Below are 21515 nucleotides of genomic sequence, written 5' to 3' on the forward strand. Positions count from 1 at the left end.
TAGTAAAAGCCTATTCTATGATAAATTTCATTGCTATTTTCTTAAAAAAACAGAGCCGGCAGATCATTTATCACTTTTAAAAGTAGGTCACTCATGATCTTCATAATGCCTGCTAAAATGGCTATCAAAACAGAAAATCCGATCGTTACTTTGATAGGATAGCCGATGACTAGTAGGTTAAACTGCGGCATCGTCTTCATCAGCATGCCAAAAATGGAGTCTGAGAGCAAAGAGAGGGCGATGATAGGAAATGACATGATAAAGCCAAACATAAACAAATTTGTAAATAAATTTATCGCATAGCTCATGATGCCAGGGCGCGGATAAAAATCTCCTAGAGGCACCACAGCAAGAGAGCTAGCGTAAAACTGAAGGAGTAAATGATGTCCATCAAATGCCAAAAATGTTAGCAGTGCGATGAAATTTATAAGGTTTGCTATGACTGGAGAGTTTGTGCCAGTTTGCGGATCAAGCACCGACGCCATTGAAAAGCCCATGACCATCGAGATTTGCTCGCCTGCCATTTGAAGTGTAGCAAAGATGATGGTTAGCATAAGTCCTGCACTAAGGCCCAGCATAACCTCGCCTAAGATCTCGCCAATTAAGAAATTTATAGAGTTTTCATGAGCTTTCGAGATGGGAAATAGCACGACGCAAAGGACAAAAACTAAAAGCGTTTTTACGCTAAGAGGAATTTGATTGTGCGAATAAAATGGAAAAAAAACGATGAGACCGCTTAGGCGTGCAAATAAAAGCATAAAAACTATGGCTTTATCAGCTCCAAAAAATTCTACTAGTTCCATTTTGCTCTTTTAAATTTTTTGCTAATTTTACAAAATTTTACTTTGTTTTTAAATTTATGTGGTCGTTTTTAGAAATTTGAAGCTAAATTTTAAGAAATTTGCACAAGCTCTTTGTTCTCAAGCTTGTATGAATTGTTGCATTTCACGGCTAGGTCGTTGTCGTGAGTAACTAGCACAAGGGCAGCGTTATTTTCATTTATATAGTCAAACAAAACTTGCATCACTTCATTTGCTGTTTGCTTATCAAGGTTGCCTGTTGGCTCGTCTGCAAATATGATCTTTGGCTTTTTAGTAAGCACTCTAGCTATGCTGACGCGCTGCTGCTGGCCGCCGCTTAGCTCGCCAACTTTTTGATTTATCACACTTGAAATTTTAAGCGCTTCAAGATCATTTTTTTCTATATTTTCGCCAGATAAGATGCTTGCAAGCTCGATATTTTCATAAGCGCTAAAGCCTTTAAAAAGATAGTGCGACTGAAAAATAATGCCAAAATGAAGCCTTCTAATGGCCAAAAGCTCATTTTGCGAAAGCTCATAGATCGATCTATCTTGATAGATGACCTCGCCAAAATTTGGTTTTAAAAGTGTTGAAAGTATGTGTAAAAGCGTTGATTTGCCACAACCGCTAACGCCAGTTATCGCGATGCTTTGTTTTTGATTGAGAGTTAAATTTATATTGTTAAAGAGCGTATAATCATACGCAAAGCCTAGATTAGACGCTCTTAAAATTTCCATTAGCCTATTTGAGCAGCAACTTCTGCAGCAAAGTCATCTACTTTTTTCTCTAAGCCTTCGCCAAGCTCGAAACGAACGTATTTTACGATCTCGATCTTGCCGCCAAGCTCTTTGCTCTTCTCTTCGATAACTTGTTCGATAGTCTTTTTATCGTCCATTACATAAAACTGGCCTAAAAGTGTAAGGCGTTGGTCAAGCACTGTGTTATCAGCGTAAAATCTCTCGATCTTACCAGGGATGATCTTATCCCAAATTTTCTCAGGCTTGCCCTCAGCTTTTAGCTCTTCTTCGATCGCTTTTGTAGCTTTTGCAAGCTCAGCCTCACCTATCTGGCAGCGGCTAGCATACTCAGGGATATGATGAAGTGGCTTACCTAGGCGTTTTAGCTCTTCATTTTCTTTTTCAAGTTCAGCGCGAAGTGCGATAAATTCTTTCTCAACAAAATCTTTATCAAGGTCTTTGTAGCTTATAACGCTTGGCTTCATAGCAGCTGCATGCATACATAAATTTCTTATAAATTCAGCTGCTTTGTTTGCAACTTCAGCACTTTCGCAAGCTGCACCGATAAGCACTCCAACACGACCATTTGAGTGAACATAGCCATTTACCACGCCCTTGTCATCAGCGCTGATTGTCTCAAAGCGGCGAACTACAAGGTTTTCACCGATAGTTGCGATCTGAGTTTTGAAATATTCTTCAAATTTAACACCATTTAAAGTGCTCGCATTTAGCTCTTCAACTGTTTTTATGCCACTTGTTTGGATGTGAGCGGTTGTGTCTTTTGCAAGCGCTTGAAACTGTGGATTTCTAGCAACGAAGTCAGTCTCAGAGTTGATCTCACTAATAGTTGCTTTTTTGCATTTTGAGCAAACTTCAACGCTTACTAAGCCCTCGCTTGCAAGGCGGTCAGCCTTTTTAGCAGCTTGGCCTAGACCCTTTTCGCGAAGGATATCAACAGCTTTTTCCATGTCGCCATTTGCTTCGCCAAGTGCCTTTTTGCAGTCCATCATGCCAGCTCCAGTTGATTCGCGGAGCTCTTTTACCATTTGTGCAGTTATTTCCATTACTCTTCGTCCTCGCCAAAGTCTTCTTCACTCATAGCCTCAGCTACAACTGCGTCTTTCTCATCTTGGCTTACTTCTTCGCCAGCAGCTTGCTCGCCGCCATCTTGCTCAAGAAGTGATTTGCCTTCGTTAATCGCCTCAGCCATCTCTTGGCAGAAAAGCTGAACAGAGCGGATCGCATCGTCGTTTCCTGGGATAGGATAGTCAACAACATCAGGATCGCAGTTTGTATCGATAGGTGCTACAACTGGGATTTTTAGGCGGTTTGCCTCTTGAACAGCGATCTTTTCTTTAACTGTATCAACAACAAATATCATATCAGGTAGGCTTTTCATGTTGCGGATACCGCCTAGAGTTGCGATAAGCTTCTCTTTTTTGCGGCGAAGCATCAAAGCCTCTTTTTTAGTTAGTAAATTTATCGAACCATCTTCTTCCATAGCCTCGATAACTTCCAGTTTGCGGATAGACTGGCGGATAGTACCGAAGTTTGTCATCATACCACCTAACCAGCGGTGATTTACATAAGGCATTCCGCATTTCTCAGCGTACTCTTTTATAGCGTCGATAGCTTGTTTTTTAGTACCGACAAATAGCACTGACTTGCCTTCAGCAGCTGCGTCACGAACGATGTTGTAAGTGTAGCGGAAGTAGCGGATAGTTTTTTGTAGATCTATAATATAGATACCTTTTCTCTCGCCAAAGATAAATTTTTTCATCTTTGGGTTCCAGCGGCGTGTTTGGTGACCAAAATGTACGCCACACTCTAATAAATCTCTCATAGTTACCATGAGTTTCTCCTTATTTTAGGCATTTTGCCTTGAATTTAGTTTTATCCTCCACGACCATTAATGCTTTCGCACAACCAAATTTAGGATTGCCGTGTGTGAAATAAAGCTTGGATTATATTGAAACTTGGCTTTATTGAAGCTAAATTTAAAGAATTTTTTAGCTACAAATAAAGCTCAAATTTCTTTAAATTTACTCAAAAAAGCCTTTTTTAACGACCTTTTCATCTTTTACACAAAACTCGCCTTTTGCGATCACGTCGTATAAATTTAGCTCCTCGTCAAAGACGCAAAGATCAGCGTCATTGCCCACTTTTATCTCACCTTTTTGGCTTAAATTTAGATATCTCGCCACGTTTTTGCTCATCAAGGCCAAAGTATCTTCTATATTTAAAATTTTATTTCTCACTAAAGCTTGCAATACCTCTAAATTTGACGCACATGACGCACAGCCATATCCGATAAGCTCACCATTTTCGTTAAATTTAGGCACGCTGCCGTTTCCGTCTGAGCTCATCGTTAGGCGCTCTAAATTTAGCCCATTTTCAAGGCCGTAAGCCACCACCTCATGAAGCGGGGCAAATTTACTTCCGCCGCTTGTGATATCGACGTTTCCACCCATTTTTTGAAATTTCAAAGCCTCGTTAAACAGGTCTTTCGTCCTAGCGCAGTGTGTCGGCGAGAAGTAATGAACTGGGAATTCATAGTCTTTTATCACCTTAAAGACGTTGTCAAATTTCTCGCTTAGTCCGCCCATGTGCATGTGAAGCACGCCGCCTTTTTTAGAGACCATGCCGCCTATGCGGATCTTGCTTAGGATTTTTATCAGCTCCTCTTTTGAGACGTAGCTGCCGCGGTTGTCCGTCAGTGCGATCTTTACGCCGATCACCTTGTCGATTAGTATGAGGTCCTTTGCGATGTCGCCGGTAAATGTCACACAGGGGCTTGCGTATGAGCCAGTGTGAATGAAGGTCGAGATGCCCTCAAACTCGAGCGCTTTTGCTTTTGAGTAGAGATTTTCCAAGCTTCTAGTGACACCATCAGTCCCCAAGACGCCAACAAGCGTCGTAGTGCCATATTTTACGATCTGACTAAGCGTGATCTCAGGCGTTCTTGAGTGATATCCAGCCTCGCCGCCACCACCGGTGATATGCACGTGCTGATCAATGAGACCTGGAGCTAAAACCTTGCCCTTTAGGTCGTAAATTTCAAGCCCTTCTACGCTAAAGCTTAGCCCATCACCGATGGCTAAAATTTTACCGCCACCTACCAAAACATCGCACTTGCCAAGAAATTTTGGCGTGTATAGATTAGCATTTTTAAGCAAAAGCATATTTTCTCCTTTATTTGCTAAGTTGCACTTTCTCTTCTATCTCCATCAGTTTTATAAAAATTTGCTCGATATTTTCCCTATCCACGGCGCTTAGCTCCATCTTTTTTGAGCTAAGTAGCATCTGCACAAACTCTTCATTCATAAGCTGTTCAAAGCCCAAATTTCTAGCATTTTGAGCTATTTTTGCCGCTAGTGGATTTTTAAAGCTCTCATATCCCATTTTTATCCTTAAATTTCACTGCAAATCCGCAAAATCGCCCGCACACGCCATCTCTTCGGTATGAAAAATATCTCTCGTCGCAGTGCGTGCAGACCTCGCTAAAGTTTAAATTTCTAACCCCAAGTGCCTTAAATTCATCTTTTAAAGCCGTGTTCATATTAAAATTTCTACCTATCTTATATGCGTTAAATTCCCCAAGCTGAAGCTCGCCCACCTCGTAGCAGCCACCTTTTATATTTGCTCCGACAAAGACGCTGATCTCATCTGCTTTTGAGCCAAATTTCTCACCCATAAGCATAACGGCTTTTGTGCAAATTTTTAGCATCACGCCAGCTCTGCCCGCATGAGCCACGCCAATAACGCCCTGCCTCTCATCTATTATCACAACAGGCGAGCAGTCCGCCACCAAAACGCAGATGCCAATATCGCTTAAATTTGTGATCACAGCGTCGCACTCTGGCAGCTCGTCATCCTCGTTTTCAAGGATAAAAACCTTGTCCGAGTGGATCTGCTTCATAAATTTAAGCTTTTTCACGCCTAAATTTTGAGCTAAAATTTCTCTATTTTTGATGACGTCTGCTAGGTTATCACCCACATGATCGCCTAAATTTAGCGAGCTAAATTTACCCTCACTCACACCGCCAAGCCTGTTTGTAAAGCCAGCTACGATCCTGCTTTGGCTAAAAACTATCTCTAAATTTTCACACATCTTCGCTCGCTTAGTAAAGGCTCGAAATTCTCTCGACCTCGTCCCAGCTAAGGCCGCCATTTTGCTTAGCATCAAGCATCCTAGCCACGTAGCGAGCCAGCAAGTCGCTCTCGATATTTACGCGTCTGCCGACCTTGAAAGTGCCAAAAAGGCTATCTCTAAACGTGATGGGAATGATAGTTAGCCTTATGCCCTTTGGCAAAATTTCATTTATCGTAAGGCTCACGCCCTCAACGCCCACCGAGCCCTTGTTTGCCATAAGAACCATCGCCTCACGTGGCAGGTCGATGTAAAAATCAACGCCGTTTTCATGCTTTTTTATAGCTGAGATCACGCCGATAAAGTCGATGTGCCCCTGCATCAAATGCCCATCTACTCGCTCGCCAAGCTTCATCGCTGGCTCTATATGAACCCTGCCAGCTAAATTTTCAACCGCGACATTTGCCCTGCTCTCTGCGCTTAGCTCCACGCTAAAGCCATCATCATATAGTTTGGTTACACTTAAGCATGCGCCATTTACTGCGATACTGTCGCCTAAATTTGGGCGAAATTTAGCCTTTAGCCGTAAAACATTTTGCGAGTAGCTAATGACCTCGGCAAGCTCTCTGATTAAGCCATTAAACATATTTTGCCTTTAAATTTTTTAAGGATTTTACTAAATTTTGCCTAAATTTGGGCATCGATAAGCTTGGTATTTTATAAAAAGAAAATATAAATTTAAAGCTTTGATGGGTAAAAATACTGGCAAAATTTAGCCTCAAGCCACTCATTTAAAGTGGCTTGTTTTATAAATTTAGATCAAATTTGCAATCTCAATGAGCCAGTTTGTCAGCCCTTTTGGCTTTGAGATCATCAAAAGATGTCCGCTACCAAGCTCTTTTGTCTTTGCATTTATCTGCTTTGTAAAACGCTGCTGCAAGCGAAGTTAGCGGATTTTGCACAGCAACGGCGTTAATGCCAGCTTCTTGCAAGTGGTGGATCAACTCAGCGTAGCAAGAGCCATCGACAAATGTGCCATGAACTAAAACGATATTTTTAATCATCTTTTTTAAATTTGTTTGGTTTTGACCTTTTGTGGGCGATATGTAAGCAAAAGTAGGCAAAATGGCACTTACTGCAAGCAAAGCAGTCGTAGCAAGAAAGTGCCTACGTGATGAAATTTTAGGTATAAATCCCTTTAAAAGGATTGCCAATGATACAAAAAAAGCGATCTTAATAAGTTTTCATAATTAGCTCGTCTGTAAAACTAGCCACGTCTTGCTAAAGTTGCGCACCGCCAGGTCATCCCTCTTTATCCACAGATAAATTCTGCCCTCTCCGTCCCAGTCCATGTCGCTTTCCCAGTCGCTATCTATCTGCAAAAGCAGCTGCCACTGGGCGGCATTTTTCTCAAACTCAGCGATATTTTGGTGGTGATAAGCGCTACCATCGCCGCAGTCAAGGCCATTTGCTACGAGCTCACACTCTAGCTCCATGCCGTCTTGGATGTTGTCAGAGTGACCAAGTAGCTTGTTTTCTTTGGCCTGCCAGCTTGGCTCGATGACCTCGTGATATGCCGCCCACTCCTCCTCACTAAATTTACCAAATGGCACGATCGAGCTTTGCAAACTTGGCAAATTTAGCTCGTTTTTAAAGCTAAGAGAGCGTGCGCCAAATGTGAAATTTCCGCCATCCATGTTTTGGCGAGCAAGCTGGTCTTGAGCTGCCTCGGCAAAGATCACGGCAAAGCCCTTTTTATCAGCAGGGTCGTAACCCCAAATCCGTAAATTTATATCATAAAAAAGATAGAGCATGCCACTTTTTGGTAGCAACCCGTCGGTGTCAAATTTGCTAGTTTCAGCAAAATTTATCTGCGCCACAAAGCTAAGCGCGCCGTTTTCATTTGACGGCCAAGGCACGCTAGCTGGCAGATCCGGCTGTCCGCCAAATTTAGACGCTCCAACAGCGATATCATCGTCATCTTTAGCCTGAGCATCTATCTTTATAGCATTTTTAGCCATTGGCTTTAAAAACTCAAAAAGCCCCTCCAGACCGCGCTCTTTGCAGCCTTTATAAATTTCATTTAGATCCATATTTTTACCTTTCTAGCAAGCATCAATGTAGATGTGATACTTTTTGCAGTGCAAGCAGCGAAACAAATACCCAGCAAAGTTGCCGCCAGCTACAAGCACCTCGCGCGCCATTTTGACGTCATACTCGTCTCTTTTTGCGTAGTCATCAAAAACCTCGTCTGCAATGCCAAGCTCCTCAAGCTCCTTCGTGCCCACATCGCCCAGAAATGCGCAATAATCATCACAGCACACCACCCAGTGCTCGCCCTGCCAGCTCTCATAGCCAGGTGTTCTTCTAAAAAGCTCCTCATCTTTTTTGGCGTCATCCGTGGCGAGTTGGTCGGCGTCTTGCACAAAGGTAGCGTCAAATTTCTTAGCAGCTTCGCCATTTGCGATGCAAGCTGGGCAAAGATAGGTAACGTCTTGCTCGCTATAGATGCCGTTATCATAGTAAATTTCAGTGTTTTCGCCGCAGCACTCACAAGTGACACTCATATCATCTTTAAATGCACCAGTTTTTAAAGGCTCTGGGTGATAGCGAAATTTTGGCAACTTGGCAGCCTTTGCCTTTTGGGCTAAAATTTGCTCTTTACTCTTTGGTCTTGGCACAGCCCATTTGTCGCCCTCATCCATAAACTGCGAAAGGTAACCAAGCGTTTTTAGCTGCTTTTTGTCGTTTTTATCGTGTATCTTTAAAAGTAGCTCATAAGCGCTCTTTTGCATAGACAAAAGCTGATAAATATCTACTAAAACGTGTTTTGCCTGCACGTCCTTGCTTGCTTCAAGCTCTTCTTTAAACTGATACAAAGCCTCTACGCTTGCTGCATTGCCGTTATTTTTGTAGTAATCTTTTGAAAGTTTTATATATTTTTCTTGAAATTTATCCACAAATGACCTTTGTTTAAAATTGCTAAGAATTTTAGCCTTAAACACTTAAAAGTCGCATAGATGAGTTATTAAAATTTATAAGATTGCGATAAAAATATAAAATTATTTCATTTTTTAAAATTAAAAAAGCGTATTAAATTTAATGCAAAGGAGAGCCGCAAGCAAATTTACTTAAATTTCAACTCACTTGTGACTATAAATTTTACTCTTCATAAGCTCCGATAGAGAGGATTTTGTCTATTCTTTTTGCGACAAGCTCGTTTATATCAAGCTTCTCAAGCTCAGCTAGCTCTGAGATGAAGTAGTTTGCAAGTGCTTTTGCAGCACCGTCTTTATCTCTATGGGCTCCATTTATCGGCTCGTTTATCACGTCATCTATAAGCGATAAATTTTTTAAGTCATCAGCCGTTATCTTCATAGATTTTGTAGCTTGCTCTTGTTTAGCTGGGTCGTTCCAAAGTATCGCAGCACAACCCTCTGGCGAGATGACTGAAAAGACAGAGTTTTTCATCATAGCAAGTCTATCAGCCACGCCAATAGCTAAAGCACCGCCGCTTCCACCTTCGCCGATAACGACAGCTATTATTGGAGTTTTTAAATTTGCAAATTCAAATAAATTTCTAGCTATGGCCTCGCTTTGACCTCGCTCTTCAGCACCAACGCCAGGATATGCACCCGGAGTGTCTATCAAAAATAAGATAGGTAGGTTAAATTTCTCAGCCAATTTTGCTACGCGTAAAGCCTTTCGGTAACCCTCTGGATGAGGCATACCAAAATTTCTTTTTAGTTTATTTTTAGTGCCACGACCTTTTTGCTCACCTATAACGACAGTCTTTTTGCCTCCGATATAGCCGATGTAGCAGACTATTGCTGGGTCATCGCGAAATGCCCTATCGCCATGGATCTCATAGCCATCAACTAAAAATGAATTTATATAGTCAATAGCATATGGTCTATCTGGGTGACGAGCAAGTTGCAAACGTTGATATTCGTTTAAATTTTTATATACTTTTGATATCTCTTTAGATAGGTTCTTATTTAAAATTTCAACAGCATGTTCATCGCCTCTGATCTTAGCATTTGCTATATCTTCATCAATTTGCTTTATGCTCTTTTCAAAATCTAAATAATTTGACATCTTAATCCAACTTTTTAAATATCACGACGCCGTTTGTTCCACCAAAGCCAAATGAGTTGCTCATAACAGCTTTTATATCAGCTTTTCTGGCTTTATTTGGAACGTAGTCTAGATCGCAATCTGGATCTGGCGTTTCGTAGTTTATCGTTGGAGGGATGATGCCATCTCTCATTGCCATTATAGATATGACAGCTTCGATCGCACCAGCACCGCCTAAACAGTGTCCAGTCTGACCTTTAGTTGAACTAACTGGTGGGCACTTATCACCAAAAACAGCCTTTAATGCAGCTGTCTCATTTTTATCATTTACTGGTGTTGAAGTACCATGCGCATTGACATAGTCTATCTTTATGCCTTTTGCCATATCAAGTGCTTGCTTCATCGCGCTTAATGGACCTTCAAGTGTTGGTGACGTGATATGGTGTGCATCTCCGCTCTCGCCAAATCCAACTACTTCAGCGTAAATTTTAGCGCCTCTTGCAACAGCCGACTCATACTCTTCAAGCACAAGTGCGCCAGCGCCTTCGCCCATTACAAAGCCATCGCGGTTTGCATCAAATGGCCTTGAAGCTTTGCTTGGCTCATCGTTTCTTGTTGATAGCGCTTTCATCGCTGCAAAACCGCCTATGCCAACGCCACAGATAGTTGACTCAGCGCCGATAACTAGCATATTTGTTGCTTGACCGATCATTATGCATTTTGCAGCTTGTGATATCGCATGAGTGCTTGCTGCACAAGCTGTTACGCTTGATAAATTTGGACCTTTTAGTCCGTGATTTATTGAAACTATGCCACCTAGCATATTTACAAGTGCAGATGGGATGAAAAATGGCGAAATTCTCTTTACGCCTTTTTCAAAATATGTGATTGAGTTTTTCTCAATATTTGGCAAACCGCCTATACCAGCAGCTGAGCTAACACCAAATTTATGAGCATCAAACTCTTTAAAATTTGCATCAGCCATAGCTTCGTTAGATGCTTTTATGCCAAGCTGTATGAAACGATCTACTTTTTTCACCTCTTTGCCGTCTAAAATGCTATTTGGATCAAAATCAGTTATCTCGGCAGCAATTTTAACAGGGAATTCGCTTACATCAAAGCTCGTGATCTCTTTCACACCTGTTTTACCCTCGCAAATAGCCTTAAAAGAGCTCTCTTTATCAAGACCAAGTGCGTTTATCATGCCAATACCAGTTACAACGACTCGTTTCAATACATCTCCTTAAATCAAACTATGCAAATTTAAATTATTTGCCTAGTTTTTCTATATAATTTACAACGTCTTGAATGCTTACTAATTTCTCTGCTTCGCTATCAGGAATTTCTACTTCAAATTTCTCTTCTAAAGCCATAACTAGCTCTACAACGTCAAGTGAATCAGCGCCCAAATCTTCGATGATTTTAGACTCTAGTTTTACCGCTTGTGGATCTACGCTTAGTTGCTCTACAACTACGTCTCTTACGTCTTCAAATACTGCCATTTAAGGTCTCCTTATAAAAAATGTCTGTTATCTTATAATATTTACGCTTTTATTTATTTTAAATTTCAAAACTTGTTGAAATTTCATTACATATAAAGTCCGCCGTTTATTTTTAGTGTCTCGCCAGTCACGTAGCTAGCGTGATCACTTAGTAAAAATGCAACCGCCTCGGCCACCTCGCTAGCACTGCCAAAGCGTTTTAGCGGGATATTATCGCTATAAGTTTTTTTCACCTCATCACTTAGTCCATGCGTCATATCAGTCTCGATAAAGCCCGGAGTTACGCTATTAAAGCGGATATTTCTGCTTGCGCCCTCTTTTGCAAAGCTCTTACTCATGGCGATTAGTCCGCCCTTGCTGGCTGAATAATTCACCTGTCCAGCATTTCCCATCTCACCAACGATAGATGCGACGTTTACGACTGCTCCGAAGCGCTTTTTACTCATCACTTTCAAAGCCTCTCTACATCCTATGAAAGCTGAAGTTAAATTTGCATTTATCACATCTGTAAATTCGCTAGTTTTCATGCGAAGCGCTAGCTTGTCATTTGTGATGCCAGCGTTATTTACGAGATAGCTTAGCTCACCGTCGCTATCAACTATCAAATTTATACCTTTTATAAACTCATCTTCGTCTGTCGCGTCAAATTTTATCACTGCAGCCTTGCCGCCATTTTGCTCGATTTCAGCTTGCAAAGCGTCTGCTATTTCAGGCTTTGAGCGGTAGTTTATCCACACTTTTAAGCCCATATTTGCAAGCGTCTTTGCGATCTGTGCGCCAATACCTCTGCTTGCACCTGTTATTAGCACGTTTTTTCCACTAAATTTCATAAATTCTCCTTATAAATTTTGCTTATATTATCAAATTTAAAATAACGCCTCGTCCATCTCAGCTGGGATTTCAAGCCCCATGAGCTTTAAAACGCTAGGTGCGATGTTGTTTAGACCGCCATTTTTTAGCTCTTTAACTCCCTCAGCCATCACAAAGCAAAAGACGTCATAGGTAGTGTGGTTTGTCAGTAGTTCGCCACTGCTATCACGCATCTCTTCGCAGTTTCCGTGATCGCTCGTGATGATCATAGCGTAGTTTTTCTCTTTTGCCTTGGCGTAAATTTCTCCAAGAGCCGCATCCACCGCTTCGACTGCCTTTATAGCGGCCTCATAGTTGCCAGTATGCCCCACCATATCGCCATTTGCGAAATTTACCACTATAAAGTCTTGCTCGTCATCCATGCCCTTTAGCACGGCTTTGCAAACCTCAGCAGCGCTCATCTCTGGCTTTTCGTCGTAGGTTTTTACTTTTGGACTAGGGATGAGCACCCTCGTTTCGTTGCTGGCTAGCTCCTCGACGCCGCCATTAAAGAAAAAGGTTACGTGGGCGTATTTTTCAGTCTCAGCCGTGTGAAGCTGCCTTAGACCAGCCTCTGCTATGACCTCGCTTAGAGTGTTTTTTATCTTTTCATTTTTAAAGAGCACTTCAAATTTAAAATTTGCGTCGTATTCGGTCATGGTGATTAGATTTTTGATAGCAAAAGGGCGCTTAAACTCGCTAAATTTCTCTTCACCCAAAGCCTCGCAAATCTCTCTTGCTCTATCATTTCTAAAATTTATAAAGATCACGCCGTCATCTTTGCCTATGCCCTTAAAGCCATTAAAGCTTGCTGGCTTTACAAACTCGTCAGTCACGCCCTCATCGTAGCTTTTTTGTAGATACTCGCTTGGTGCTAGATCGCTTAAATTTGCCCCATTTACCAAGCTATCATAGGCCTCTTTTACTCGCTCCCAGCGTTTATCTCTATCCATCGCGTAAAATCTCCCGCAAACGGTTGCCACCTTAAATTTAGCCTCCAAGCTTTTTATGAAATTTATACCGCTATTTGGGCCAACGTCGCGTCCATCGGTGATAGCGTGGGCAAAAACCTCGCAGCCATTTTTGCTAGCAAGCTCGCACATACCATCAAAATGCTCCATATGAGAGTGCACGCCGCCATCGCTATAAAGCCCTATGACGTGAATTTTTTTGCACTTTTTAAAAAGAGCTTTTAGCGCTTCATTTTCTGCTATTGAGCCGTCATCAAAGCCGCGTGAAATTTTGACCAAATTTTGATACAAAACTCGACCACTTCCTATGCACATGTGCCCTACTTCGCTATTTCCCATCTGCCCCTCAGGTAGCCCCACAGCATTTCCAGAAGTTTTTATGAGTGAGTTTGGAATTTCTTTAAAAAATTTATCGTAGTTTGGCTTTTTGGCCGCCTCAAATGCGTTAAATTTGCCATTTTTATTTGATCCTATGCCATCAGTTATTATAAGTATAGTTTTTTGAGCCATTTTTAAATTTTATCCTTAAATTTAGATAATTTTTAAGGCCATTATACTAAAATTGCTTTTTTTTAAAATAAAGGCCCCTATGTTTTACTATATCTACGAAATTTTAAATTTTAATATTTTTCAGTATATCACCGTTCGCGCTGGCATCGCGTTTTTTATAGCATTTATCTTGACAGCTTATCTGATGCCTAAATTTATCGCCTGGGCAAAGGCAAAAAACGCCGCCCAGCCCATCTACGAGCTTGCCCCGCAAACTCACCAAAAAAAGGCCAAAACACCAACCATGGGCGGACTTGTCTTTGTCTTTACAGCCGTGATCGCCACGATCATCTGCGCTAGGCTTGATAACGCTTTCGTGCTAGCCTCGCTCTTTTGCCTAGTTTGCTTTACTCTGCTTGGTTACAAGGACGACTACAGCAAAATTTTAGGTGCCAAAAACCACGCCGGCCTAAGCCCAAAGGCAAAGCTCTTTTTTCAGTTTCTCATCGCCTTTTTACTCGCAGCATTTTTATACATCAGCAAAGAGCTAAACACCGAGTTTTACCTGCCGTTTTACAAGCAGCCGATCTTTGACATGAAATTTTTTGCCATTTTCTTTTGGACGCTAGTCATAGTCGCAGCCTCAAATGCGGTAAATTTAACAGATGGACTTGACGGACTTGCCGCCGTACCATCGATATTTTCGCTTTTAACACTTGGCGTTTTTGCCTACATCTGTGGCCACGCTGTCTTTAGCTCGTACTTGCTTTTACCAAAGATCGCGGGCGTTGGCGAGAGCGTCGTCGTAGCCTCTGCGCTAATTGGCTCGCTCATGGGCTTTTTGTGGTTTAACTGCCATCCGGCCGAGGTCTTTATGGGCGATAGCGGCAGCCTAAGCGTTGGCGCATATATCGGCTTTATGGGCGTTGCGACTAAAAACGAAATTTTGCTCATTATCATTGGCCTCATCTTTGTCGTTGAGACGCTAAGCGTCATCTTGCAGGTGGGTAGTTTTAAAATTTTTAAACGCAGAATTTTTCTCATGGCGCCTATACATCACCATTTTGAGATAAAAGGCTGGGCGGAAAATAAGATCATCGTGCGCTTTTGGATCATCGCACTTTTGGCAAATTTGATCGCACTAACGGCACTAAAGATCAGGTAGATCATGCGAGCGCAGATAGAGCCTGACTTTGAGAGTGCTAGAAAAAAATATGATGAAATTTTGGAGCAAATTTTAGCCTACACCGACTATTGCGACGAAAATGACGATGAAGACGGCGAAGAGTACCGCAAAGTAGAGCAGCGTCTAGCCAAGATCAGCGGCAAGGATATGAGTAAATTTAGCCTGCACGAGTGGTGGGAGGCTGAGGGGGCTGAGAATTTAGCCTTTGACATCGCCTTGCCAGAGCCAAAAGTAGTGCCTGATATCAAAAAAGACGAGCTTAGGCAGATCGTGGAGCGTATGTTGGCGCCTGTGCCTAAATTTGATGATGATTTTTTAGAGGCATTTTATATAAGAGTAAAATTTGCCTGCAAAGGCGCATATTTTGCAGAATTTTTGAAGCTAAATTTTGCTGATACGTTTAGATTTGAGCTCTTTGAGCGCCGCGAGATAGAGGGCGTTATGCGTGAGCTAAGTGCTAATGAGATAGTAGAAATTTTATGGGGCAAAAGAGGATAAAAGCATGAGAAAATCACTATTTGGCTATGGTGGCACGACGAAAGCTATCGCTAAAAACTTCGTGAATGATGGCTTTTGGGATATCTATGATGATAAATTTAGCGAAATTTCTAAGGACGAGTTTGGCAACGCTCTTTTGCCAGTTAGCGAATTTGACCCAGCAAAAAGCGGCCTAGAGATACCAAGCCCTGGCATCCCGCCTCACCACGAGCTTATAAAAAAAGCTAAAAATTTGATCAGCGAATATGACTATTTTTATGAAATTTATAAGGCACATTTGCCATTTAACGTCTGGATAAGCGGCACAAACGGTAAGACGACGACCACAAAGATGATGCAGCACCTACTAGAGAGCAAAGGCTCAGTCATGGGAGGCAACGTCGGCATCGCGCTAGCAAATTTAAACCCGCACGCTAAAATTTGGATACTTGAGACTAGCTCATTTACGCTTCACTACACAAAGCGCGCCACACCAGGAATTTACGTGCTTTTGCCGATCACGCCAGATCATCTAAGCTGGCATGGCAACATGAGCGAGTATGAAAAAGCCAAGCTAAAGCCGCTTGCTAGCATGAGCGAAACTAGCGTAGCGATCGTGCCTGAAATTTACGCTAGCACGCCGACCAAAGCAAAAGTGATCGCCTATAAAGATGAGAGCGACTTAGCTCGTTTTTGCGGCGTAAATTTAGACAATATAGCCTTTAAAACACCGTTTTTGCTTGATGCACTACTGGCACTGGCGGTGGAGAAAATTTTATTTGACCGCTGTGACGTCGCACTTTTGAACACCTTTGTTATTGAAGCAAACAAGCTTGAAGAGCTCACCGACAAGATGGGGAGAATCTGGGTAAACGACACAAAAGCGACCAACATAGATGCGAGCATCCAAGCCGTAAAACGCTATAAAGATCACTTCATGCACCTGATCCTAGGTGGCGACGACAAGGGCGTTAGCATGGATGAGCTCTTTGAAAATTTAAAGGGTCTTAAGGTCAAAATTTACGCCATCGGCTCAAACAGCGACAAGCTTATGAGTTTAGCTGCTAAATTTAACGTCCCTGCTCTAAAATGCGACTTTTTACAAAACGCCATAAATGAGATAAGTAAAGAGCTTAAAAGTGGCGAGATAGCGCTTCTAAGCCCAGCAGCTGCGAGCCTTGATCAGTTTAAGAGCTACGCCGAGCGAGGAGATAAATTTAAAGAGTTTATAAGGGCTCTTTGATTTTAAGTTATTTTTAGATCTTAGCGTTTTGTCTAAATTTTGCCACTAAATTTAAAGAAAAAAGCAAAAATTTTCTCTATAAGAGTTTTTTATTGAATACTTTTTAAGTTTATGCTAATATTTGGCGAAAAAATTAGGGAAGAATTTTATGCCAATTACCCCTAGAAATGATGCAAATTTTAAAGAAAACTTAATAGATATCATCAAACTATCATATAGCGCCGATATCAATAAGCCTTTCATCTCTGACGACAAGCTACTTATGGGATATAGCTTTAGCCTAAAGGACGATCTAGACGCGATATGCGCTCAGATTTATGGTGCTAGCAAAGCAAAAGTAATAGAGGCTATTAGAAAAACCATAACCGACACTACAAGCAAAACCGTGGTTTCAAAGATAGATGCAGAAAAGCTTTTTAACGATATAAATAATGCTGCAAGGGCTGCTTACGCAAAGGCATCTGGCGGCGCTGACTCAGAGTCGTTGCCTGAGTTTAAATTTAGCCAAGATGAGCAGTTAAATGCCATTTTAGAGTCCAAGCTAAAGCCACTAGTGGCTGATATAAAAGAGAAGCTAAGAGGCTCATCACTTGCAAATTTAGAAGAGGTCAAGCTCGCTTCATCTTGGATGTCACAGATCTCAAAAGAGCATGTAGCACTTCTTGCCCTGCTTCACATAAGTAGCAAGAAAAATATCGACCCAGCTTTAGCAAAATACATCAAGAGTAAAAGCCGCTTTAAGGCGTGGTTTTGGCTAGCTCACGAGAGCTTTAGCGGCGATAATCCACACAACCTTAAACTTTTAAGACAAAAGATATCAGCTCAGTTTGGCCTTTACGAGTCAGACGAAAATAACAGAGCTCTAAGCGACTCATCTAGCACGGCTAGCATGGAGCGCGTCAGCTTTGGCGAGTGCATAGATGTCTTTACCCACCTAAATATCTCTAAAGCTATGTATGTAACAAAAGACAAAAACGGCAAAGAACACAAAGAAGACGTCACACATTTAGAATTTATGCAAAAAGACGAAGAGGGATCAAACAGCACCGCTTCAAAGTGCGAGGGGCTATTTAAGCCATTTGCCGATAAGCTAAATTCTCTTTTAAGCTCTGAGACATCAAAGAAATTTGAGACCGAAAATATCTACTGCGTAAATTTAACCTCCTCTTCTACATATAACGCTTCAAGGATAAATAAGCTCTTAAAAAGAAGAGAAGAAGAGCTTTATAAGCAAGAGGATATGCTAATACTCTGCCCTATCAAGACGGCTACTCCTATTAGGATATTTCAGCCTAAAAAGAGCAACTTTACCATAGTGTTAGCTAGCCAAAGCGAATTTGACTGCAGCGAGCTAAACCCAAAAGAGCTAAATCCTAGCAGACCAAACTATGGCAAGCTAAATTTATGCGAACTAATACTGACTGACTTTAAATTTGACACTTACGAGAAAGAGAACAATGGTGCTTCATCTGATAGAGATATCAAATTTAAAAACGCAAAGACCAAGTCAGATAGTGTGATACTTTATAAAGAAAACGATGATGGCAAAGATGATAAAAACAAGACAAAGGGCGCTTGCTTTACTAGCATAAGACAAAGTAGCGATGAGATAGAGTACAAGCTAGAAGATGGTGTTGTAAAGATGAGCCACTTTAAGCTCCCCTCATCTAAAGACGAATATCTAAATTTCAACCTTCTAAATTTCGCTAAGGAGAATAACTTTACCCTTAGAGATGATAAAGACTCAGCCATGTTTGATCTGAAGCTTCGTCTAGCTCTTGGTAATAATGCAGAACCTACATCAACATCTAGCTCAAGCCTAGCTCTAACACTAGATAATCTCATCATTGAAAACGAAAAAGGTGAAGCTAGTGATATAGATAAGGTATATCTTCACCACTGCGGTGATAAGAGTATATATGAGAGCAGCTCTTTAGTTAAAAATAAAGACTCAGATATGAAAAACTCATATAGGGCTACATTTAATATACCTATAGATAGAAATGATAAGAAAGATACTAAGCTTATAGTCTATTCATCTGATCTAAGTAAAATTTATGATACTAAAAGCATACATGCCTACACTGGTACAGCTATCATATCTATAGGATATAAAGATAAAAGTGGTGGTAGTTATAGCTATACAAACAAGGTATCTTTAAGAGATATAACAGATCATATAGTAAATGTAGTATCTGATAGTGAGTATCCATTTAAGACAAATGAAGAGATAAGCCTAAAGGCTATATATAAACAAGAAAAAGGAGACAAGAGGTATAAAGAGGTACTTTGGGGATATAAGGTCATAAAAACCATAGAGTATAACGAAGTATCTAAATCAAATCCAAAAGATGTGGTAGCCTTAAAAGATCAAAAGGGTAAAGAGATAAGATTTAAAATTTCAGATATTATAAAAAAAGATGATCTAGATAAGCTAAAGCAAGGTGGTCATACTATAGTATTTTTTGCATATCTTGAAGGGGAGAAGGATAAATTTAAATACAAAAGCGTATATAGTAAAAACCATATAAGGATAGATATAAAGATACCTCTATATATTAAATTTAAAGATGATAAGCTCATCATATATGAGTTTGAGCATGCTATAAAAGAGAAGAGCTTTAAAGCTAGTCTAAATCATGATGATGCCTTAGTAAATAAAAGTGGCTACTTATATATAAATAAAGATATATCTACACAAGATATAAATATCTATGAAGATGACAAACTTACTAAAGAGCTAAAGAGTGAAGAAAAGACAAATAAGAGATATCAAATTTACATAGATGAAGCAAATTCCGCAAACAATCAAAACCCAAGCAACACAAACCAAACAGGTCAAACAAAGATAAACCAAGATACCAAGTATGGTATCAACCTACTAAGTAAAGATAATATGAATAGCTTTATAACCTCTTTTAATGAATCAAAGAGTATAACAAGAGTAGATAAAGGTATGTGGGTGGATGGGGATAGGGAAGCCTTAGTCAAGATAGAGATAGGAAATGAGATAGTCTTTCCACTAAAAATCAAGCCTTTAGATGATAAAGGTATGAAATATGACTGGACGCTTATGTTGGGAGACAATGGTCAGAGTCAGGCTATATTTAATTGGGATAGACTTGGTGGTAGAAAGCATGCTGCAAGAGATCTATATACCGATATGCCACCTAGAACAAATGCAAATGAATTAGCTTTTACATCAAATGTAGAGATAGTATCTATAGCTGATGGTGAAGTAATACAAACTGGTCCTTTTTACTATAAAACCAATCACATAACGATACAATATGACACAGTAGAATTTGGTAGCTTTATAATTAGATATGGAGAGGTCGATCCTTCAAGAGTAAAAGTAAAAGTAGGTGATAAGGTGAGAAAAGGTCAGGTTATAGGATATGCTGGGTTTATGATAGACAATGGAAAGCATCCAAAAATAATTAAAAACGAGATAGTAACTATGCTTCACTTTGAGTATTTTACAAATGGAGCAGATACCTCCGGTAACCTAACCGTCAAAAACGACCCGAATAATAAATTTAAAAGGCGCAAGGATCTAGCAGATCCTTTAGAGATACTAAAAGAGGGATATAAAAACACGTTTGGAGAGATACTATGAAAAATACATTTTTAAAAATAGTTTTAGCTTTATTTTTAGCAATAAGTACCTCATTTACAACAGAAAATTATGATGACGACTGGGAAAGAAAGGCGGTACCTAAGAAGTTTTTAAATAAAGACTGTAAAAAACTTGCGAAGAAAATTTGGAATGAATATATGTATATTTACTATAGCACTACCATATTGGATATATGGAAGGATTATGTTTTAAAATTATTTGTCGCACCAGAACCAGAGCTAAAAGATATAGAACGTATGAAAAATATAAGATACAAGACCTATGACGCAAATAACTTTTCTTACGACTTTGATTTTAAATGGATAAATAACAAAACTCTCTTAGTTCAATTATTTGATCCTAAAAGCGAACACAATCCTGAAAATAGCTGTGAGTTATGGCTATTTGAAGAAAAAGATGACAAAGTAAATGCATATCATTTTATGTCTTGGAATTTACCTGATTAATCATAGGCGATATATTTATGAAAATAATCTTTAAAATAGTCTTAGCCTTACTTATAGCTGTAAATTTATCGTTTGCGATAGATGATTATGATAATAGCTGGGAGAAAAAGACAATACCAAAGAAATTTTTAAATAAAGACTGTAAAAAGCTTGTGAAGAAAATTTGGATTGAAACTAAGTTTACTTATTATGAAACCACCATATTAGATAAATGGAAAGACTATGTTTTAATGTTATTTTTTCCACCAGAACCAGAGTTAAAAGATATAGAGCGTATGAAAAACACAAGATATATAACCCACGATGCAAATAACTATTCTTACGACTTTGATTTTAAATGGATAAATAAAAATACTCTTTTAGTTCAGAATTATAGTTCAGAAAAAATAAATCATTATGAAGACAGTTGTGAATTGTGGTTATTTTAAGAAAAAAATAGCAATGTAGATGTCTATAAATTTACATCAAGATATTTACCTGATTAATAAATTTATATAAGGATATAAATGAAATTTAAAAACATACTATTATTAAGCTTTCTAATGAGCTTAAATTTATATGGATTTGAGCCTATGATGCCAGGTGAAGCTTATGAGAAAGCTAGTGATGATTATAGACAGGTTGATATCTTGGTATCGTGTGACGCAGGCTATGGCAGTGACTTTATTACTCCTAGCTTTAAATGCTATGACGATAGTGGCAAGTATAAATTTAAAAAGTACTCTTTAGAAGATTTAATATGTCAGTCAGACTATAACTCTTTTAGAGATAACTATTTTGCTGATCTTTATAATCTAATCATAAAAGAAAAACCAAATTTAAAGGTTCAAGCCGAAAAGATAAATAGAGATAGGATAAAAAACAGTAAGAAAAAGTGCATAGCACGTAGTTATAAAAAATTTGAGGTAAATTGCAACGATACTGATGTTATGTCAAATACTATTCACTGCATAAAATCACACTACAGAAGCTATACTGCTAAACTAGCTTTACTTCTTTATAAAAACG

General features: G+C 39.8%; 22 protein-coding genes and 1 pseudogene. 7 read left to right on the forward strand and 16 right to left on the reverse strand.

The genetic code is table 11. From position 1 onward, the window contains the following. Window positions 1-41 precede the first annotated feature (41 nt). The 16 genes from fliR to gpmI form a co-directional block, all read right to left on the reverse strand. On the reverse strand, window positions 42-803 hold the full coding sequence (fliR, locus tag F3G88_RS00065; protein WP_087582853.1) for a flagellar biosynthetic protein FliR: 762 nt from the start codon (window positions 801-803) through the stop codon (window positions 42-44). 89 nt (window positions 804-892) lie between these two features. After that, entirely contained in the window at window positions 893-1537 is a 645-nt protein-coding gene (locus F3G88_RS00070; RefSeq protein ID WP_107715014.1) for an ABC transporter ATP-binding protein, read from the reverse strand. Further along, window positions 1537-2601, reverse strand: coding sequence for a translation elongation factor Ts (tsf, locus tag F3G88_RS00075; protein ID WP_149715064.1), 1065 nt, complete (start codon window positions 2599-2601; stop codon window positions 1537-1539). The genes F3G88_RS00070 and tsf overlap by 1 nt, the downstream gene beginning before the upstream one ends. Further along, entirely contained in the window at window positions 2601-3389 is a 789-nt protein-coding gene (gene rpsB / locus F3G88_RS00080) for a 30S ribosomal protein S2 (protein ID WP_085658056.1), read from the reverse strand. Before rpsB ends, tsf begins: the two co-directional genes overlap by 1 nt. A 190-nt stretch (window positions 3390-3579) precedes the next feature. Then, window positions 3580-4719 (reverse strand): beta-aspartyl-peptidase, encoded by a 1140-nt coding sequence (gene iadA, locus F3G88_RS00085; RefSeq protein ID WP_149715065.1) that lies wholly within the window; start codon window positions 4717-4719, stop codon window positions 3580-3582. A 10-nt stretch (window positions 4720-4729) separates the two neighbouring features. After that, window positions 4730-4939, reverse strand: coding sequence for a hypothetical protein (locus tag F3G88_RS00090; protein ID WP_002941393.1), 210 nt, complete (start codon window positions 4937-4939; stop codon window positions 4730-4732). After that, entirely contained in the window at window positions 4929-5648 is a 720-nt protein-coding gene (pgeF, locus tag F3G88_RS00095) for a peptidoglycan editing factor PgeF (protein WP_149715066.1), read from the reverse strand. Before pgeF ends, F3G88_RS00090 begins: the two co-directional genes overlap by 11 nt. Before the next feature lie 10 nt (window positions 5649-5658). Further along, on the reverse strand, window positions 5659-6273 hold the full coding sequence (locus tag F3G88_RS00100; RefSeq protein ID WP_149715067.1) for a riboflavin synthase: 615 nt from the start codon (window positions 6271-6273) through the stop codon (window positions 5659-5661). A 241-nt stretch (window positions 6274-6514) separates the two neighbouring features. Beyond that, complete coding sequence (locus tag F3G88_RS10365) at window positions 6515-6841, reverse strand: hypothetical protein (RefSeq protein WP_223228688.1); 327 nt, start codon at window positions 6839-6841, stop codon at window positions 6515-6517. Between the two features lie 36 nt (window positions 6842-6877). Continuing rightward, entirely contained in the window at window positions 6878-7720 is an 843-nt protein-coding gene (locus tag F3G88_RS00110; RefSeq protein ID WP_103566647.1) for a YwqG family protein, read from the reverse strand. A gap of 12 nt (window positions 7721-7732) precedes the next feature. Then, window positions 7733-8587, reverse strand: coding sequence for a CbrC family protein (locus F3G88_RS00115; RefSeq protein ID WP_149715068.1), 855 nt, complete (start codon window positions 8585-8587; stop codon window positions 7733-7735). Between the two features lie 202 nt (window positions 8588-8789). After that, window positions 8790-9725: an acetyl-CoA carboxylase carboxyl transferase subunit alpha gene (accA, locus tag F3G88_RS00120; protein ID WP_087582860.1), complete on the reverse strand. Its 936-nt coding sequence runs from the start codon at window positions 9723-9725 to the stop codon at window positions 8790-8792. A 1-nt stretch (window position 9726) separates the two neighbouring features. Then, entirely contained in the window at window positions 9727-10938 is a 1212-nt protein-coding gene (locus tag F3G88_RS00125) for a beta-ketoacyl-ACP synthase II (protein WP_087582861.1), read from the reverse strand. Between the two features lie 34 nt (window positions 10939-10972). After that, the gene (acpP, locus tag F3G88_RS00130; RefSeq protein WP_002941395.1) at window positions 10973-11206 is read right to left on the reverse strand and encodes an acyl carrier protein; all 234 of its coding nucleotides are present in this window, start codon (window positions 11204-11206) and stop codon (window positions 10973-10975) included. Between the two features lie 86 nt (window positions 11207-11292). Next, entirely contained in the window at window positions 11293-12036 is a 744-nt protein-coding gene (gene fabG, locus F3G88_RS00135; protein ID WP_021083753.1) for a 3-oxoacyl-ACP reductase FabG, read from the reverse strand. A 36-nt stretch (window positions 12037-12072) separates the two neighbouring features. Then, window positions 12073-13536: a 2,3-bisphosphoglycerate-independent phosphoglycerate mutase gene (gene gpmI / locus F3G88_RS00140; RefSeq protein ID WP_149715069.1), complete on the reverse strand. Its 1464-nt coding sequence runs from the start codon at window positions 13534-13536 to the stop codon at window positions 12073-12075. Window positions 13537-13615: 79 nt separating this feature from the next. Here gpmI and mraY point away from each other — a divergent pair, with 79 nt between their 5' ends. From mraY to F3G88_RS10140, 7 genes and pseudogenes are all read left to right on the forward strand, one after another. After that, window positions 13616-14680 carry a phospho-N-acetylmuramoyl-pentapeptide-transferase gene (mraY, locus tag F3G88_RS00145; RefSeq protein ID WP_103573138.1) on the forward strand — a complete coding sequence of 355 codons (1065 nt, stop codon included), beginning with the start codon at window positions 13616-13618 and terminating at the stop codon, window positions 14678-14680. Window positions 14681-14683: 3 nt separating this feature from the next. Beyond that, window positions 14684-15199: a hypothetical protein gene (locus F3G88_RS00150; RefSeq protein WP_103573098.1), complete on the forward strand. Its 516-nt coding sequence runs from the start codon at window positions 14684-14686 to the stop codon at window positions 15197-15199. A 4-nt stretch (window positions 15200-15203) separates the two neighbouring features. Beyond that, a complete protein-coding gene (murD, locus tag F3G88_RS00155) occupies window positions 15204-16421 on the forward strand; it encodes a UDP-N-acetylmuramoyl-L-alanine--D-glutamate ligase (protein ID WP_149715070.1) in 1218 nt (405 codons plus the stop codon). Between the two features lie 148 nt (window positions 16422-16569). Next, window positions 16570-20040, forward strand: coding sequence for a M23 family metallopeptidase (locus tag F3G88_RS10370; protein WP_223228689.1), 3471 nt, complete (start codon window positions 16570-16572; stop codon window positions 20038-20040). Further along, window positions 20037-20507 (forward strand): hypothetical protein, encoded by a 471-nt coding sequence (locus F3G88_RS00165; RefSeq protein WP_149715071.1) that lies wholly within the window; start codon window positions 20037-20039, stop codon window positions 20505-20507. The genes F3G88_RS10370 and F3G88_RS00165 overlap by 4 nt, the downstream gene beginning before the upstream one ends. A 17-nt stretch (window positions 20508-20524) precedes the next feature. After that, window positions 20525-20935, forward strand: coding sequence for a hypothetical protein (locus F3G88_RS00170; RefSeq protein WP_149715072.1), 411 nt, complete (start codon window positions 20525-20527; stop codon window positions 20933-20935). Window positions 20936-21013: 78 nt separating this feature from the next. Beyond that, window positions 21014-21515: pseudogene (locus F3G88_RS10140) on the forward strand (hypothetical protein); the annotation flags it as partial.

This window comes from Campylobacter concisus, from assembly GCF_902460675.1.
GTDB lineage: Bacteria > Campylobacterota > Campylobacteria > Campylobacterales > Campylobacteraceae > Campylobacter_A > Campylobacter_A concisus_AJ.

Bases quoted from the DNA above. Each gene is read 5' to 3' on its own strand.
- fliR (WP_087582853.1), bottom strand. From the start codon at position 803: ATGGAACTAGTAGAATTTTTTGGAGCTGATAAAGCCATAGTTTTTATG.
- F3G88_RS00070 (WP_107715014.1), bottom strand. From the start codon at position 1,537: ATGGAAATTTTAAGAGCGTCTAATCTAGGCTTTGCGTATGATTATACG.
- tsf (WP_149715064.1), bottom strand. From the start codon at position 2,601: ATGGAAATAACTGCACAAATGGTAAAAGAGCTCCGCGAATCAACTGGA.
- rpsB (WP_085658056.1), bottom strand. From the start codon at position 3,389: ATGGTAACTATGAGAGATTTATTAGAGTGTGGCGTACATTTTGGTCAC.
- iadA (WP_149715065.1), bottom strand. From the start codon at position 4,719: ATGCTTTTGCTTAAAAATGCTAATCTATACACGCCAAAATTTCTTGGC.
- F3G88_RS00090 (WP_002941393.1), bottom strand. From the start codon at position 4,939: ATGGGATATGAGAGCTTTAAAAATCCACTAGCGGCAAAAATAGCTCAA.
- pgeF (WP_149715066.1), bottom strand. From the start codon at position 5,648: ATGTGTGAAAATTTAGAGATAGTTTTTAGCCAAAGCAGGATCGTAGCT.
- F3G88_RS00100 (WP_149715067.1), bottom strand. From the start codon at position 6,273: ATGTTTAATGGCTTAATCAGAGAGCTTGCCGAGGTCATTAGCTACTCG.
- F3G88_RS00110 (WP_103566647.1), bottom strand. From the start codon at position 7,720: ATGGATCTAAATGAAATTTATAAAGGCTGCAAAGAGCGCGGTCTGGAG.
- accA (WP_087582860.1), bottom strand. From the start codon at position 9,725: ATGTCAAATTATTTAGATTTTGAAAAGAGCATAAAGCAAATTGATGAA.
- acpP (WP_002941395.1), bottom strand. From the start codon at position 11,206: ATGGCAGTATTTGAAGACGTAAGAGACGTAGTTGTAGAGCAACTAAGC.
- fabG (WP_021083753.1), bottom strand. From the start codon at position 12,036: ATGAAATTTAGTGGAAAAAACGTGCTAATAACAGGTGCAAGCAGAGGT.
- gpmI (WP_149715069.1), bottom strand. From the start codon at position 13,536: ATGGCTCAAAAAACTATACTTATAATAACTGATGGCATAGGATCAAAT.
- mraY (WP_103573138.1), top strand. From the start codon at position 13,616: ATGTTTTACTATATCTACGAAATTTTAAATTTTAATATTTTTCAGTAT.
- F3G88_RS00150 (WP_103573098.1), top strand. From the start codon at position 14,684: ATGCGAGCGCAGATAGAGCCTGACTTTGAGAGTGCTAGAAAAAAATAT.
- murD (WP_149715070.1), top strand. From the start codon at position 15,204: ATGAGAAAATCACTATTTGGCTATGGTGGCACGACGAAAGCTATCGCT.
- F3G88_RS10370 (WP_223228689.1), top strand. From the start codon at position 16,570: ATGCCAATTACCCCTAGAAATGATGCAAATTTTAAAGAAAACTTAATA.
- F3G88_RS00165 (WP_149715071.1), top strand. From the start codon at position 20,037: ATGAAAAATACATTTTTAAAAATAGTTTTAGCTTTATTTTTAGCAATA.
- F3G88_RS00170 (WP_149715072.1), top strand. From the start codon at position 20,525: ATGAAAATAATCTTTAAAATAGTCTTAGCCTTACTTATAGCTGTAAAT.